The sequence below is a fragment of the Nocardioides seonyuensis genome (genome assembly GCF_004683965.1).
Taxonomy (GTDB): Bacteria; Actinomycetota; Actinomycetes; order Propionibacteriales; family Nocardioidaceae; genus Nocardioides; species Nocardioides seonyuensis.
In genome coordinates this window covers 2069834-2084920 of record NZ_CP038436.1, presented here as the reverse complement: position 1 = coordinate 2084920, position 15087 = coordinate 2069834, and the positions used below count along the sequence as shown (strand labels likewise).

At 71.8% G+C, this 15087-nt stretch carries 19 protein-coding genes; 3 read left to right on the top strand and 16 right to left on the bottom strand.

The window, feature by feature from the left end:
- The first annotated feature begins 18 nt into the window (after nt 1-18).
- A complete protein-coding gene (locus tag EXE58_RS10135; RefSeq protein ID WP_135267771.1) occupies nt 19-1395 on the top strand; it encodes a glycoside hydrolase domain-containing protein in 1377 nt (458 codons plus the stop codon).
- 1 nt (nt 1396) lies between these two features.
- Here the strand turns inward: EXE58_RS10135 and EXE58_RS10130 are convergent, their stop codons facing one another.
- The 8 genes from EXE58_RS10130 to EXE58_RS10095 form a co-directional block, all read right to left on the bottom strand.
- Nucleotides 1397-1840 (bottom strand): DUF3817 domain-containing protein, encoded by a 444-nt coding sequence (locus tag EXE58_RS10130; RefSeq protein ID WP_135267770.1) that lies wholly within the window; start codon nt 1838-1840, stop codon nt 1397-1399.
- The gene (purQ, locus tag EXE58_RS10125; RefSeq protein ID WP_135267769.1) at nt 1837-2505 is read right to left on the bottom strand and encodes a phosphoribosylformylglycinamidine synthase subunit PurQ; all 669 of its coding nucleotides are present in this window, start codon (nt 2503-2505) and stop codon (nt 1837-1839) included. The genes EXE58_RS10130 and purQ overlap by 4 nt, the downstream gene beginning before the upstream one ends.
- Entirely contained in the window at nt 2502-2789 is a 288-nt protein-coding gene (gene purS, locus EXE58_RS10120; protein ID WP_135267768.1) for a phosphoribosylformylglycinamidine synthase subunit PurS, read from the bottom strand. Before purS ends, purQ begins: the two co-directional genes overlap by 4 nt.
- Nucleotides 2790-2905: 116 nt before the next feature.
- Nucleotides 2906-3088, bottom strand: coding sequence for a hypothetical protein (locus EXE58_RS10115; protein ID WP_135267767.1), 183 nt, complete (start codon nt 3086-3088; stop codon nt 2906-2908).
- A gap of 58 nt (nt 3089-3146) precedes the next feature.
- Entirely contained in the window at nt 3147-3332 is a 186-nt protein-coding gene (locus EXE58_RS10110; RefSeq protein ID WP_135267766.1) for a hypothetical protein, read from the bottom strand.
- Nucleotides 3333-3439: 107 nt separating this feature from the next.
- Nucleotides 3440-4762: a hypothetical protein gene (locus EXE58_RS10105; RefSeq protein WP_135267765.1), complete on the bottom strand. Its 1323-nt coding sequence runs from the start codon at nt 4760-4762 to the stop codon at nt 3440-3442.
- 77 nt (nt 4763-4839) lie between these two features.
- The gene (locus tag EXE58_RS10100; protein ID WP_167288790.1) at nt 4840-5268 is read right to left on the bottom strand and encodes an SRPBCC family protein; all 429 of its coding nucleotides are present in this window, start codon (nt 5266-5268) and stop codon (nt 4840-4842) included.
- A gap of 11 nt (nt 5269-5279) precedes the next feature.
- Nucleotides 5280-6176 carry a phosphoribosylaminoimidazolesuccinocarboxamide synthase gene (locus EXE58_RS10095; RefSeq protein ID WP_135267763.1) on the bottom strand — a complete coding sequence of 299 codons (897 nt, stop codon included), beginning with the start codon at nt 6174-6176 and terminating at the stop codon, nt 5280-5282.
- A gap of 72 nt (nt 6177-6248) precedes the next feature.
- Here EXE58_RS10095 and EXE58_RS10090 point away from each other — a divergent pair, with 72 nt between their 5' ends.
- Entirely contained in the window at nt 6249-6866 is a 618-nt protein-coding gene (locus EXE58_RS10090) for a hypothetical protein (RefSeq protein ID WP_135267762.1), read from the top strand.
- Between the two features lie 42 nt (nt 6867-6908).
- Nucleotides 6909-7214: an antibiotic biosynthesis monooxygenase family protein gene (locus EXE58_RS10085; protein ID WP_135267761.1), complete on the top strand. Its 306-nt coding sequence runs from the start codon at nt 6909-6911 to the stop codon at nt 7212-7214.
- Here the strand turns inward: EXE58_RS10085 and EXE58_RS10080 are convergent.
- The 8 genes from EXE58_RS10080 to EXE58_RS10045 form a co-directional block, all read right to left on the bottom strand.
- Nucleotides 7201-7662, bottom strand: a complete 462-nt coding sequence (locus tag EXE58_RS10080; RefSeq protein WP_135267760.1) for a hypothetical protein — start codon at nt 7660-7662, stop codon at nt 7201-7203. The two genes, EXE58_RS10085 and EXE58_RS10080, sit on opposite strands and share 14 nt — an antisense overlap.
- A gap of 9 nt (nt 7663-7671) precedes the next feature.
- Nucleotides 7672-8223, bottom strand: a complete 552-nt coding sequence (locus EXE58_RS10075; protein WP_135267759.1) for an antibiotic biosynthesis monooxygenase — start codon at nt 8221-8223, stop codon at nt 7672-7674.
- A gap of 27 nt (nt 8224-8250) precedes the next feature.
- Nucleotides 8251-9255, bottom strand: a complete 1005-nt coding sequence (locus EXE58_RS10070) for a hypothetical protein (protein ID WP_135267758.1) — start codon at nt 9253-9255, stop codon at nt 8251-8253.
- Nucleotides 9252-9818, bottom strand: coding sequence for an RNA polymerase sigma factor (locus EXE58_RS10065; RefSeq protein ID WP_135267757.1), 567 nt, complete (start codon nt 9816-9818; stop codon nt 9252-9254). The genes EXE58_RS10070 and EXE58_RS10065 overlap by 4 nt, the downstream gene beginning before the upstream one ends.
- Before the next feature lie 64 nt (nt 9819-9882).
- Nucleotides 9883-11331, bottom strand: a complete 1449-nt coding sequence (purB, locus tag EXE58_RS10060; protein WP_135267756.1) for an adenylosuccinate lyase — start codon at nt 11329-11331, stop codon at nt 9883-9885.
- A 149-nt stretch (nt 11332-11480) separates the two neighbouring features.
- Nucleotides 11481-12770: a phosphoribosylamine--glycine ligase gene (gene purD / locus EXE58_RS10055; RefSeq protein ID WP_135267755.1), complete on the bottom strand. Its 1290-nt coding sequence runs from the start codon at nt 12768-12770 to the stop codon at nt 11481-11483.
- A 10-nt stretch (nt 12771-12780) separates the two neighbouring features.
- A complete protein-coding gene (locus EXE58_RS10050; RefSeq protein ID WP_135267754.1) occupies nt 12781-13605 on the bottom strand; it encodes an SDR family oxidoreductase in 825 nt (274 codons plus the stop codon).
- 96 nt (nt 13606-13701) lie between these two features.
- Nucleotides 13702-14994 carry an adenylosuccinate synthase gene (locus tag EXE58_RS10045; RefSeq protein ID WP_135267753.1) on the bottom strand — a complete coding sequence of 431 codons (1293 nt, stop codon included), beginning with the start codon at nt 14992-14994 and terminating at the stop codon, nt 13702-13704.
- Nucleotides 14995-15087 lie beyond the last annotated feature (93 nt).

Genomic DNA, 15087 nt, shown 5'->3' with positions numbered 1-15087 from the left:
GTGTGGTTCGCTGGGTCCATGCGCCGCCTCTCCCCGGGCCGGGTCGTCGCGACCGTGGCCGCGATCGCCCTCGCCCTCCCCCTCGTCGGCTCTCCGGCCGGCGCCGGCGCTGGCCCCGGGAGCGTCGAGCACCAGGCGCGGCGTACGGCGTCGCCCGCCCAGGTCGTCATGGCCACGCCCGGCGACTTCACCGGCTACGGCTTCGACCAGTGCCTTGCCCCCACCAGCCGCACGATGGGCAAGTGGTGGCGCCACTCCCCCTTCACGGCTGTCGGCATCTACATCTCCGGTGACTCCCGCGCCTGCCGCGACCAGCCCAACCTGAGCCCCGAGTGGGTCGCCAAGCAGGTCGCTCGCGGGTGGCGGCTGCTGCCCATCGCGCTGGGCCCCCAGGCCTCGTGCCAGCCGCGCTTCCCGCGCTACCAGGACGACTTCCGGATCAGCCCCAAGCCGGCCGGCGGCTATGCCATCGCCACGTCCCAGGGCGTGGTCGAGGCGGAGAAGAACGCGGCCGACGCGGCGTCGTACGGCATCGGGCCCGGCAGCACGATCTGGTACGACCTCGAGGGCTTCACCCTCGGCGACACCCACTGCCGCGAGTCGGCCCTGGCGTTCGTCAGCGGCTGGGTCACCCGCATCAAGCAGCTGGGCTACGTCGCCGGCTTCTACTCCAGCGCGAGCTCCGGTATCAAGATGCTCGACGACGCCTTCCGCCAGCGGCCGGGTCAGTTCGCCCTCCCCGACCGCATCTGGATCGCGCGCTGGGACGGAGTGGCCAACACGTCCACGACCTACATCCCCGAGGACTCCTGGCGCCCCGGCGGCCGGATGAAGCAGTACCTCGGCGGCCACAACGAGACCTGGGGCGGCGTGACGGTCAACATCGACTCCAACTTCCTCGAGCTCGGCGCCGGCTCGACGCCCGTCCCCGAGTCACGCTGCCCGGGCACCCGGCTGGGCTTCTGGCGCTATCCCGCGCTCCAGCCCGGCAAGGCCCGCGCCTCGCGGGTCAGGGCGCTCCAGTGCCTGCTCGGCGAGCAGGGCCACTACACGGGCCCGACCAACGGCGAGTACGACGCCGCCACCATCGCCGCGGCCAGGGCCTGGCAGGCGGCCCGCGGCTTCGCCCCCGACGACCGGTTCGGCAGGCGCCCGTGGGTCGCGCTGCTTGCCGCCGGCTCGCCGACCATCGTCAAGCGCGGATCGACGGGCGAGGCGGTCCACCGCCTCCAGCGGGCCCTCAACGCCGCCGGTGCAGGTCGCTTCCGCGCCACCGGGGTCTTCGACGAGAAGACCGAGGCTGCCGTGAGGACCTACCAGCGCCAGCGTCGTCTGCCGGTCTCCGGCGCGGCCACCCGACCGACGTGGAAGCAGCTGCTCAAGGGGAGCGCCTGAGTCAGGCGGGAGGGCCGACCACCAGGGCGACGCCGGTGAGCACCGCGACTGCGGCGACCCCGACCGCGAGGCCCTGGGCGGGACGTCGTACGAGCCAGGCGGCGATGCCCTCCAGCGGACCCGTGGGAGTCTCCTCACGCAGGCGCCACTGCTCTCCCAGCAGGCCGCGCCGCTCGGCGTAGAGCTCGAACGGGACCGTGGCGAAGGGCGGGACGGCGCAGGCGAGGCCGCCGACCAGGCGGCCGACCGACCAGCGCTGGTCGATCCAGAGCAGGACCGTGGTCAGGCCGTAGGCGATGAAGACGACCCCGTGGAGCATGCCGAAGACCCGGACGCCGAGCTCTGTCGTCTCCGTGACGTACTTCAGGAACATGCCGAGGAGAAGCAGCGCCCAGGTGACGGCCTCGGCGCGCGCGACGAGGCGGTAGAGGCGGACGGGGCTCATGCCATGACCCGCTCGACGAGCGAGGTGAAGAAGCCGAGCCCGTCGGTGCCGGGGCCGCAGAGGCCCTCGACGGCGTGCTCGGGGTGGGGCATCAGACCCACGACGTTGCCGCGCTCGTTGGAGATGCCGGCGATGTCGCGCATCGAGCCGTTGGGGTTGTCGCCGAGGTAGCGCGCCACGACCCGACCCTCACCCTCGAGGCGGTCGAGCACCGCCTCGTCGGCCACGAACCCGCCCTCGCCGTTCTTCAGGACGATCGTGACCTCCTGGCCCTGCTCGTAGGCCGAGGTCCACGGGGTGTCGACCCGCTCGATGCGCAGCTGCTGGTCGCGGCAGGCGAACTTGCGGTGGTCGTTGCGGATCAGCGCGCCGGGCAGCAGGTGGGACTCGCACAGGATCTGGAAGCCGTTGCAGATGCCGAGCACGGGCATGCCCTTGCCGGCCGCCTCGACCACGGAGCCCATCACCGGCGCGAAGCGCGAGATCGCGCCGCACCGCAGGTAGTCGCCGTAGGAGAACCCGCCCGGCAGGATCACCGCGTCGACACCACGCAGGTCGTCGTCGCCGTGCCACAGGGCCACGGCCTCGTGGCCCCCGACGGTCACCGCGCGGCGGGCGTCGACGTCGTCCAGCGAGCCGGGGAAGGTGACGACGCCGACCTTCATGCCAGGGCCTCGGCGCTGTGCTTGCCGCCGCCGACGGTGCTGCCCTCGACGTGGACCTCGAAGTCCTCGATCACCGGGTTGGAGAGCAGGGTCCCGGCCATCTTGATGACCTCGGCGAGGACGTCGTCGGACGCTTCGCCCTCGACCTCGATCTCGAACCTCTTGCCCTGCCGGACGTCGAGGACGCCCTCGAAGCCCAGGCGCGGCAGCGCGCCGAGCACGGCCTTGCCCTGGGGGTCGAGGATCTCGGGCTTGGGCATGACGTCGACGACGTAACGGGCCACGGAAGGTCTCCTGGTGCAGGGGGCGGCAGCGGGTCCGAGTCTAGTGTCGTGACGGGCGCGACACGGCCCCGGCCCACGTCGTACGACGAGCAGGCCGGGGCCGCGGGCACCGCGGGTCAGCGGGTGATGGTGTGCCTCCCGAAGACCAGGCCCAGCCCGAGGACGACCAGCCACACAGGGCCGACCAGGGCAGGGAAGCCGGCGACGCCGCCGACACCGGACATCAGGACCACGGCGAGCACCGGCAGCACGCTGAAGGCGCCGAGCCAGCGGGCGACGGTGCGCTCGCGCAGGCCCATCCCGGGCTGGGGTCGACCAGCACGCCGTGAGCCAAGGCCGCCCGGGTGTCGTACGACGTCAGTCGGGACGTCGGGCGGCGGCGATGACCAGGCCCACACCGAGCCCTGCGACGAGCGGGCCGATGATCGCCCAGACGTCGACGCCGCTCATGGCGCTGCCCCCGAGGACGTCGAGCCCCTGGAGGGTCCAGACGGCCCCGATGAGCACCATGGCCACACCCAGGGCCACGAACAGCGCGCGCATCAGCGCCGCCTGACCTTGGGAGCGCTCGCGCGTCGTACGTCCATGACGGAATCGTGCCCGGTCGACCCGACCGCCGCATCGGTGGGGGTGCCGTCCGGCACGGTCGTTCAGCGCCGCTTGATCTTGAAGGTCTTCCTCGACGGCGTCGCGTCGACGAGCCCGCCCACGACCGCACGCACCTGCAGCTTGTGCTTGCCCGGCTTGAGCTTCTTCGTCGCCACCTTGTGGGGCGAAGTGCAGGCCTTCCACCGGCCCTTGTCGAGCCGGCACTCGAACGTCGCCCCAGGAGCGGTCGAGGAGAACCGGAACTTCGCCTTCCTCGGCCTGGTCACCTTGGACTTGCCCGAGATCGCGCTCGTGTCGGGAGCCTGCGCCGCCGGAGCCGGCAGCGGCGTGGGCAGCGGCAGCGGAGGCACGGCGGGGACGTCGACGTTCTCGCAACCAGTGAGTGTGTCGACGACGTCCGCGACCACCGTGTCAGTGCCCGTGCCGCAGTCGACCCGGTCGGCCACCCCGTCCCGGGCGTTGACCGTGTCGTCACCGTCGCCACCGCGCAGGTCGTCGCCCCCGGCACCACCGGTGACCGTGTCGTTGCCCGTCCCGGCCAGGAGGGTGTCTGCGCCCGGGCCGCCGGTGAGCGTGTCGGGTCCGGCGAGCCCCCGCACGTGTGCCGATCCGGAGAAGGCCGAGCCGTCGTAGGACTCGCTGCCGTGCCTCATCAGCGTGAGATCGAGGTGCTCCAGGCCAGCCGCGGGACGGGTGGTCGGCGAGCTGGACCCGAGCGCGATGGTGGCGTCGGAGTCAGTGAGCGTGAACACCAGCGGCAGCCCCGGCTGCGGAACCTCCGCGTCGATGTCGAGCACCCACGTGTCGGTCCCTGGCCCACCGTCGATCCCGCTCGCGGGCACCACCTGCACGAAGAGGTCGTCACCCTCCCCGCCGACCGCCTCGCCGTCGACGTCCCTGAAGACGTCGTCGCCCGCGCCGCCACGCGCGACGCCGCCGCCGATGAAGGTGTCGTTGCCTCCTGCTCCGTCGAGGACGTCGTCAGCGTCGGCGGTGAAGTAGTCGTAGAGCCCTGAACCGGCGACCGTGTCGACGAAGCCGACGTCACGCGTGTCGACCAGCACCGCCGTGAGGTTGGGGAACGACGCCGTGGTGACCCCGGAGAGGTCGACGGTGTCGGTGCCGCCACCGGGGTCCACGTCGACGAAGGCGAGGTCGGCGCACGGGTCCCCCGCTCCTGCCGCACCCACGGCCGCGAGGTTCCCGGCGGTGCACGTGACCACGATCGAGTCGTTGGCCGCGTCCCCCGTGACAGCGTTGCTGCTGACGGTGACGGCCGCACCCGAAGGAGCCGCCGTCGCCGTCACGAGCACCGCCGCGGAGGCGAGGGCGAGAAGCGGCCTGGTCGCGAGACGTCTGTCCATGGCGGAGATGGTGCACGACCCGACCCGCCCCCGCATGGGTGACACCACCGAGGTCTAGACCATCCGTGGCGACGCGGTCACGGGTCGCGCGGCTCGACGCTCCCGTCGAGGATTCCGGCCGCACGGACCAGGTCCTTGCGCACGGCGCGCGGCATGGAGCGCCGCACGATCGCGACGAGGAATCGCGGAGCACCCGCGCTGGTCACCTCGAATGCGGCCGAGACCAGGCACCCGGTGGCGGTCTCCTCGAAGTCGAGGGTCAGGTCCATCGCCACCCCCTTGGTGACGCCGCGCTCGGCCCACCGGACCGGGCGGTCCACGACGGTGAGCTCCATCTGTGCGACCACCTCGCCCAGCACGACGTCGCGCCAGGACGTCCCCACCTGCGGCGGCATCGGCGTGACCGCCTCGACCCGACGCAGGGTGCTCTGCCACTGCGGGCGCTTGTGCGGGTCGCCCAGGAAGTCGAACGCGACCTCGCGCGAGACAGCGAACGGCACCTGCACCCGGGCCGCCACTAGAAACGCTCGCCGGTGAGGAGCTCGTAGACCTCGACGTAGCGGGCGCGGGTGCGGTCCACCACCTCCTGCGGCAGGTCCGGCGGGGGCTCGCCCGAGGACTGGTCCCACCCCGACTCGGGCGAGGTCAGCCAGTCGCGGACGATCTGCTTGTCGTACGACGGTTGCGCGCGGCCCGGCCGCCACTCGGCCGCCGGCCAGAACCGGCTGGAGTCGGGGGTCAGGACCTCGTCGGCGAGCACCATCGTCTGGTCCGTGCGTCGGCCGAACTCCAGCTTGGTGTCGGCCAGGAGGATGCCGTGGTCGGCGGCCACTGCGTGCGCCTTGCCGTAGACCTCCATCGTCAGCCGGCGGAGCTCGGCGGCGAACGCCTCGCCCACGGTGTCGACGACGTGCTCGTAGGAGACGTTCTCGTCGTGATCACCGACTGCCGCCTTGGTCGCCGGCGTGAAGATCGGCAGCGCGAGGCGGGAGCCGTCCTGGAGGCCCTCGGGCAGCGGGACGCCGCAGACCTCCCCGGTACGGCGGTAGTCGACCAGTCCGGAACCCGTCAGGTAGCCGCGCACCACGCACTCGACCGGGAACATGTCGAGCGACTCGCAGATCACTGCGCGTCCGGCGACCTCGGCCGGCACGTCGGTCGAGACGACGTGGTTGTCGACGAGGTCGGCGAGCTGTTCGAACCACCACAGCGACATCCGGGTGAGGATCTCGCCCTTGTCCGGGATGGTCGTCCCCAGCACGAAGTCGTAGGCCGAGAGGCGGTCGCTCGCCACCATCAGCAGGCGGCCCGCGTGCTCCCCCTCGTCGACCCGGTAGAGGTCTCGGACCTTGCCGGAGTGGACGTGCGTCGTCCCGGCGATCTGTGGCGCGGGCGGGATGTTCAGGGCGGGCACAGCCGGAGCCTAGTGGACCGCGGCCTCGGACCCCCGTGACGCAGGGCCGCCCCGCAGTGGCAGGCTGATGCCATGGCTGAGTCGCCCGAGGAGCTGTACGCCCGCGTCGTCGCCGCCGTCGGCGAGGACGGACGCCTGCCCATGCCGCCCGTGACCGAGTGGGACATGTTCCCCTGGGAGGTCGTCGACGGCGAGCTGGTGCCGAAGGTGGTGCTGCCTCCGATGGAGGCCGATCACCCTCGACAGGGTGTCGATGGTGACAGCTGCGGTCTGTGCACCGGCGAGGGCGATGGTGTCCGCATCTGGGAGTCGTGGAACTTCCACGTCATGCGCCCCGCCCGGCCCTCGGGGCTTCCCCTCAAGCTGTGGCTGAACTCCAACGACCACTTCGACTTCACCGAGATGAGCGACGAGCAGGCCGCAGAGTTCGGGCAGCTGTCGGTCTGGCTGGCCCGCATCATGAGCCGTCTGCCCGGCATCGGCCGCGTCCACGTCAACCGCTGGGGCGACGGCTCCGAGCACATGCACGCGTGGTTCGTGGCCCGGCCCGAGCGCATGCCCGGCATCGTGGGGTCGTTGGCCGTCGAGTGGGACGAGATGCTGCCCCCCGGCCCCGAGGACGTCTGGCTCGAGGACTGCAACAAGGTCGCCACCAAGCTGGCCCACCACGCCGGTCGCGCGCTGGTCTGAGTCGCCGACGGCGGCGCCGAGCGGGCGTCGTACTCTCGACGCATGGCCGTCGTGAAGATCAATGCCATCAGCGTCCCGCCGCAGGCCGCCGACGAGTTCGAACGCCGCTTCGCCGCCCGCGCGGGGGTCGTGGAGGGTTCCCCGGGCTTCCTGGGCTTCCAGCTGCTGCGCCCCGTTGCCGGCGAGACCCGCTACTTCGTCGTGACCCACTGGGCCGACGACGCGTCCTACGAGGCGTGGCGCGACGGCGACGCCCGTGCCGCCCACAAGGGTGAGCACGGCAAGCCGGTCGCCAGCGGCGCCGAGCTGCTGGAGTTCGAGGTCGTGCTGGACGTCAGCGGGAGCTGACGACCCGCGGGCGGTTGGCCATCTTCGGCGCGAACCACCAGGCGGTCGCCGACGCCGCGACGGCGACGAAGGCCATGAGCACCCTCATGTCGCTCAGCCTCGGGAGTGAAGCCCCGCTGACCGCGCCCAGCAGGGCGAGCAGCACGACCGGCGTCGCCACCAGGGCGGCGGCCGCGGCCAACGGACGGGCGCTGGGCACGGGGCGGTCCCGGCCGACGACGACAGCGAGCACAGCACCGGCGCCCACGCCGGTCGCCACGCCGATCATCGCGCCGAAGGCGCCACCCAGGAGGAACCAACCGATGGTCGGCATGTCCTCCCAGGTCTCGCCCCAGGACACCAGCCCGAGCCAGAGGGAGCCCGACACCCCGCCCCAGAGCGCTCCGGCGAAGGCGCCGACCGCCATCCACCACGGCTCTGGGCGCCAGTGCCACGCTTCCTCACCCATGACCGCACGTTACCCGCGCAACCACCACGCCATCCGTCGCGTGATCCACGGCAGCGCCAGGTAGGTCATCACCGGGGTCATGAAGAGCACCGACGTGAGGACCCGCATCACCAGGGGCCAGTCGCCGATCAAGCGCGACGACGACCAGTTGGCAGCCAGGCTGAGCGGGAAGAACACCAGGAAGATCACCACCATCTGCTTCCAGCGCGGGGGCGCGGCGGGTGCCTCGGGCTGGGCGGTGGTCACCGACGTCGGCTCGTCGAACCAGCCCTCGATGCCGGAACGACGCTCGACGCGCGTTGCCTCGATCCGGTCCTCGGCCGCCGCCAGCCACCAGGCGCGCTGGGGCGACGCCTCCCATGCCTCGAGGCTCTCCTCGTCCGCGAAGCGGTAGAGCATGTGCCACTGGGGCGAGTCGTCGGCGGGACGGACCCAACCCGCGCCCAGGAAGCCGTCGAACCTCTCCGCCAGGGACGACCCGGCCTGCAGCCAGGCGATCATCTCCGGCTTCTGCGACGGGTCGACGTGGCGGGTGACGGAGACGGTGACGGGTCCGGACATGGGCTCATTGTCGTGCCAGCAGCAACGTCAGGGGCAGCCGAGCCCTTGTCGGTAGCCCTGGGGCACCCGCCCTGCGCCGACCTCGTCGGCGTACTCCCAGACCACCTCGGGATAGTCGCCCTCCGTGTTCATCTCGTGGAGCACGTCCCAGCCGCGGGAGTCCCCGAGGGCTGCCGCGGCGCGCTGCATGGCCTCCTCGTCACCGCTCGCCTTGGCCTCGGCGAAGATGTCGAGCCAGGCGCAGGCCACCGAGCCGGCCACGTGGGCGCCCAGCTGGTAGGGATCCTTCTCATCGGTGGGCGGCACCTCGAACCCTCGGGGCATCGCGACGCCACCGAGCATGCTGGAGATCGTCGACTCGCGCTCGCCCCCCGTGACGAAGTCAGCGGGCAACGATGCCTCGAACGCCGCGTCGTCCGTCCAGCTGAGCTGACCGAGGAGCCCGACGTAGGTCGCCTCGTCCATCCCGGAACCACGGACCTCGGGGTAGTGCTCGCCCTCCACCTCCCCGATCGTCGTGTGGTCCGTCCGCGAGTAGTGCCACATCAGGCCCTCACGTCCCAGGAGCCGGACCGGGGCGCCCGGATCGACCTTCGGATGGTCGATGCCCCGACGGTCCTCGATGTAGGTGTCCCGAGCCTCGGCCTCTCGGAGGTTGACCTGCAGGGTGGCGTCACCGTTGTCGTACTGCACCTCCCGCTCCCCGCCGGCGTCGGAGACGTAGGTGGCCGTCCATCCCTCCGCCTGCAGGACCACCCAGTCGTGTGCCGTGGCGGCCGGCGGTGCGGACGCGGGTGTCGGCACCTCCCGCACGTCGTCCTCCCCCGAGAGCAGGTAGGTGGGCACGACCAGGAGAGCGGCCACTGCGGCCGCCGCAGCGAGGGGGACCAGCCAGCGACGGTGGCGGGGCGGCTGAGTGACGGTGGCGGGCCGGTCGTGCACGGGTGTGGACATGATCTCCTCCAGGAGCTCGGCCCGGGCCGCGGCGAGTGGCAGGTCGGCGACGGCGTCGTCGTGCAGCTTGGGGTTCATCGCTCCTCCTTCTGCTCGGGCATCGGGTGCTTTCCTGGGATGTGTCCGGGAGGGGCAGGATCGTTGCCGAGCCGGTCACGGAGCCGGGCCCGGGCGCGCGAGAGCCTCGGCCGCACCACGGTCGCCGGCAACCCGAGCACGTCTGCGATCTCCCTCGCCTCGAGGCCCTCCCAGAGGTGCAGCTGGAGCACCTCCTCGTCGCGTCCGCTCAGGCGGGACATCGCCTCGTTGACCACGTGGTCCTGCACGATGCGGTCGCTGACGTCGGGGACGACCAGGCTCAGCTCACGTCGCAGGCGCTCGCCCAGCCGCCGGCGACGGAGCTCGCCGCGACGCTGGTTGGCCAGCACCCGCCGCGCCACGCCGTAGAGCCAGGGCAGGCACGCCTCGCCCTTGGGCACGTGCTGGAGCCTGCGCCACGCCACGAGGAACGTCTCGCTGACGACGTCGGCCGCGTCGTCGGGTCGAGCGGTCCGACGCAGCGCGTAGCCGAGCACCGCGTCGAAGTGCTCGGCGTAGATCCGGCGGAACGACTCCTCGCCGGACGGACCCGAGATCTCCATGACTCCCCCATGTCCGGATGCCCCACCATCGTTGCAGCCGCGGGCCGCGGGCCGCGGCCTCGGATCAGAGGATCGCGCCGGGGGTGTACGACGCCGCGTCGGGGTGGCGTTCGACCACGGCCTCGACCGCTCGCACCACGGCCTGGGTCTGCGCGACCGCGGCGCCGGTGAACTCGATCGGGTCGGCGACTAGAGCATCGATCTGCTCGCGGGTCAGGCCGAGGCGCTCGTCGGCAGCGAGCTTGGCGAAGACGTCGTTGTCGGTCTGCCCCTGCCGCATCGCCAGCGCGGTGCCGACCGCCGCCTCCTTGATCGCCTCGTGGGCGGCCTCGCGGCCGACGCCGTTGCGGACGGCGGTCATCAACACCTTGGTGGTGGTGAGGAACGGCAGGTAGCGGTCGAGCTCGCGCTGGATGACTGCGGGGAACGCCCCGAACTCGTCGAGCACTGTGAGGAAGGTCTGGAACAGCCCGTCGGTGGCGAAGAACGCGTCCGGCAGCGCGACGCGGCGTACGACGGAGCAGGAGACGTCGCCCTCGTTCCACTGGTCGCCGGCCAGCTCGGACACCATCGAGAGGTGGCCGCGCAGGATGACGGCGAGGCCGTTGACGCGCTCGCAGGAGCGGGTGTTCATCTTGTGGGGCATCGCGGAGGAGCCGACCTGGCCCTCCTTGAACCCCTCGGTCACCAGCTCGATCCCGGCCATCAGCCGGATCGTCGTCGCGAGGTTGGACGGTCCGCTGACCAGCTGGACGAGCGCCGCGACGACGTCGAAGTCGAGGGAACGCGGGTAGACCTGGCCGACGCTGGTGAGCACCTGCTCGAAACCGAGGTGCGAGGCGATGCGCTGCTCGAGCTCGGCGAGCCGGTCGGCGTCACCGTCGAGCAGGTCGAGCATGTCCTGGGCCGTGCCCATCGGGCCCTTGATCCCCCGCAGCGGGTAGCGCGCCAGCAGCTCCTCGACCCGCTGCAGCCCCGTGAGCAGCTCGTCGGCGACGGTCGCGAAGCGCTTGCCGAGCGTGGTCGCCTGGGCCGCGACGTTGTGGGAGCGCCCCGCCATCACAGTGGTCTCGTGCTCGGCGGCGAGCCGGGCCAGCCGGGCCAGGGTCGCGACGGTGCGGTCCCGGACGACCTCGAGCGAGCGGCGTACCTGCAGCTGCTCGACGTTCTCGGTGAGGTCGCGCGAGGTCATCCCCTTGTGGATGTGCTCGTGGCCGGCGAGGGCGCAGAACTCCTCGATGCGGGCCTTCACGTCGTGGCGGGTGACGCGCTCCCTGGCGGCGATCGAGTCGAGGTCGACCTCGTGGAGCACCTTCTCGTAGGCGTCGACCACCCCGTCGGGAACGTCGATGCCGAGGTCGCGCTGGGCCTTGAGGACGGCGATCCAGAGCTGGCGCTCGAGGACGATCTTGTGCTCGGGCGACCAGATCTCGGCGAGGTCGGCGGCGGCGTAGCGGGTCGCGAGCACGTTTGGGACGGGCGCAGCGGGAACGGGCGCAGTTGGGACGGTCACGGGGAATGATTCTCCCACGACTCAGGAGTGGCACGTGTGCCGCGCCCCGCACGGTGACCGCTTGGTGTTCCGCCCCACGTGTGCGGGAGTGCTCCGGCCCACTGACGTACACGTGGAGCCGAACACGAAGCGCCGGGCCGAGTGGTGTCTCAGTCGTCGGCCAGGGCTGCGGCACCCTCGACGACCCCGAGGGGCTCGGCGGCGATGTCACGCCGCCACTGGGCACCGGGGAAGGAGATCGTCGCGATGCCCTCGTAGGCCTTCGCGCGCGCGTCGGCGACGTCGGTCCCCACCGCGCGTACGGCGAGCACGCGACCGCCGGCGGTGACGAGGCTGGGCCCGCCGGTCGAGCCTGTCGAGACCAGCGCCGTGCCGGCGTGCACCACGTCGACGTCCGGCTCCTTGTCCAGCGTCTCCGTGCCGACGATGACATCGCCGGAGGAGGAGGACTCGGGGTAGCCGGCGCTCGCCATGACGACCGTGACCGCCGCTCCCGCACGGAACCGGGGCGGCGCCACCTCGGCCAGACGACCCTGGGCCGCAGCCATCAACAGCTCGCCGAGGGGGGACTCCATCAGCGCCAGCACGGGCTGGGTGTCGGGGTCGCCGAAGCGGCAGTTGAACTCGATGACCCGGGGGCCGGCGTCCGTCAGCGCGAGGCCGACGTAGAGGCAGCCCACGAAGGGCGCTCCTCGGCGCTGCATCTCCGCCAGCGTCGGCAGCACGACGTCGTCGACCACCTGCTGGGTCAGGCCCTCGGGCAGCCAGGGCAGCGGCGAGTAGGAGCCCATCCCGCCGGTGTTGGGGCCCTTGCCGCCGTCGAAGATCCGCTTGAAGTCCTGGGCGGCGGGCAACGCGTGGGTGGTCGTGCCGTCGCAGACCGCGAAGACCGAGAACTCCGGGCCGTCGAGGAACTCCTCGACCACCACCCGCTCGCAGGACGCGGCGTGGGCGAGCGCCTCGTCGCGGTCGTTGGTCACGACGACTCCCTTGCCCGCGGCGAGCGAGTCGTCCTTGACGACGTAGGGCGCACCGAAGGTGTCGAGTGCGGCGGCGGTCTCCTCCGGCTGCTCGCAGGTCAGGGACCCCGCAGTCGGGACGCCGGCCGCGGCCATGACCTCTTTGGAGAAGGCCTTCGAGCCCTCGAGCCGAGCAGCCGCGCGAGAAGGACCGAAGACGGCGATGCCTGCCTCGCGCACCGGGTCCGCGACCCCGGCGACGAGCGGAGCCTCGGGCCCGACGACCACGAGGTCGACGTCGAGCTCCTGGGCCAGACGGGCCACCGCGGCGCCGTCCATCGGGTCGACGTCGTGGAGCGTGGCCACCGCCGCCATGCCGGGGTTGCCGGGGGCGGCGTGCACCTCGGCGCCCGGCTCCTGGGACAAGGAGATGGCCAGGGCGTGCTCGCGGCCGCCGGTTCCGATGACGAGTGTCCTCACGCGGCGAAGACTAGTGCCGGTCTGGAAGAGCCCACGTGGCGTCGTACGCCGTGCGTGCGGCGGGGTCGGCCCCGCTGAGGACGCTGTCGGCCCGGAGGGCCCTGGCGGCCAGCGCCTGGAGGCGACGCGGCATCACGGAGGTGACCTTGGCGATGGGCTGGCCCCAGCGCGGCGCCCACGCCTCGGCGACCGGCCGCCGGATCACGTCGACGATGACGGCGGCGACGTCCTCGGGGCTCTGTGGGCGCACCCCGCGGGTGGAGGCGACGCCGGCCGACAGGTCGGTCTTGACGATGACCGGCAGGATCATGGACACGTCGACACCGTGCGGGGCGAGCTCCTCGCGCAGCGCCTCGCTGAAGCCCACCACGGCGTGCTTGGACGAGCTGTAGGTCGCACCGCCCGCGAGCGCGACCCGTCCGACGGCGGAGGCGACGTTGACGATGTGGCCGTGGCCGCGCGCCACCATGGCCGGGGCGAGGGCTCGGACGCCGTGGATGGGACCGAACGTGTTGACGTCGAAGACCCGTTGGGTCGTCCCCGCCGACTCGGAGAGGAAGGGGCCGACCGGCATGATGCCGGCGTTGTTCACCAGGACGTCGATGGTGCCGGCCTGCGCGGCGAAGGCCGCCCACTGGTCCGGGTCGGTGACGTCGAGCGGGTGGTGGTCGACACCGAGGCGCCCGGCGGTCTCGGCGAGGGCGTCCACCTCCCGGTCCGCGATCACGACCCGGGCCCCGGCGTCGCGGAGCAGCAGGGCGGTCGCGGCGCCGATCCCCCGCGCTCCTCCGGTGACGGCGACGCCGAGTCGGGACAGGTCTCGTGTACGTGACATACCGTCAATGCTGACGGTATGTGAACGCCGTGGCAAGGGGTGTCCACGGATGACGCCGCCTCCTCGGCGGCGCCACGAGGACGTCTGGCGGAGGGGTCAGGCGGGGTTGACGACGACCGTCTGCTCGCGACCCGGTCCGACTCCGACGCCCCAGATCTTCGCGCCCGAGATCTCCTCGAGGGCCCTGACGTAGGCCTGCGCCTGTGGCGGGAGGTCCTCGAAGGTGCGGCACCCCGAGATGTCGCTCCGCCAGCCCTCGAAGTGCTCGTAGACCGGCTTGGCGTGGTGGAACTCGGTCTGGGTCATCGGCATCTCCTCGACCCGCTGCCCGTCGATCTCGTAGGCGACGCAGACCGGGATGCTGTCCCAGGCACCCAGGATGTCGAGCTTGGTGAGGAAGAACTCCGTGAGTCCGTTGACCCGGCTGGCGTAGCGCGCGACCACGGCGTCGTACCACCCGCAACGGCGCGTGCGACCGGTCGAGACGCCGATCTCGCCGCCGAGCGTCTGGAGCTGGACGCCGTCCTCGTCGAACAGCTCGGTGGGGAACGGCCCCGAGCCGACACGCGTCGTGTAGGCCTTGATGACGCCGATGACGCGGTCGATGCGCGTGGGACCCACGCCGGCACCGACGCAGACACCGCCGGCGACCGGGTTGGAGGACGTGACGAACGGGTAGGTGCCGTGGTCGACGTCGAGCATCGTGGCCTGCGCGCCCTCGAACAGCACGGTCTCGCCCCGGTCGAGCGCCTGGTTGAGCAGCAAGGAGGTGTCGCAGACCATCGGCCGCAGTCGCTCGGCGTACGACGTGAGCTCCTCGACGACCGCCTCGACCTCGATGGCGCGGCGGTTGTAGACCTTGGTGAGCAGGTGGTTGCGCAGGTCGAGGGCGGCCTCGACCTTGGCGTGGAGGATCTTCTCGTCGAAGATGTCCGCGATGCGGACCCCGACGCGGTTGACCTTGTCGGCGTAGGCGGGGCCGATGCCGCGGCCGGTGGTGCCGATCTGGTTCTTGCCGAGGAACCGCTCGGTGACCTTGTCGATCGTCGCGTGGTAGCTCGCGATGACGTGGGCGTTGGCGCTGACCCGGAGACGGTCCTCGACCCCGTCCAGGCCACGCTCGATCAGGCCGTCGAGCTCGCGGAAGAGCGCCTCGGGCGAGACCACCACGCCACCGGCGATGACGCTGGTCGCACCGGGGGTGAGGATGCCGCTGGGCAGCAGGTGGGTGGCGTACTTCTCGCCGTCGATGACGATGGTGTGACCGGCATTGTGGCCGCCGCTGGTGCGGACGACGAAGTCGATCCGGTCGGTGGTGGCCAGCAGGTCGGTGGCCTTGCCCTTGCCCTCGTCGCCCCACTGGGCGCCGAGCACGACGATCCCGGGCATCGCAGCCCTCCTCGATCACGGTTGGGACAACCCGACAGGACCTGCCCAACAAAAAATGCCCCGGCACAAGTGCACCGGAGCTCTTGCGGCGTC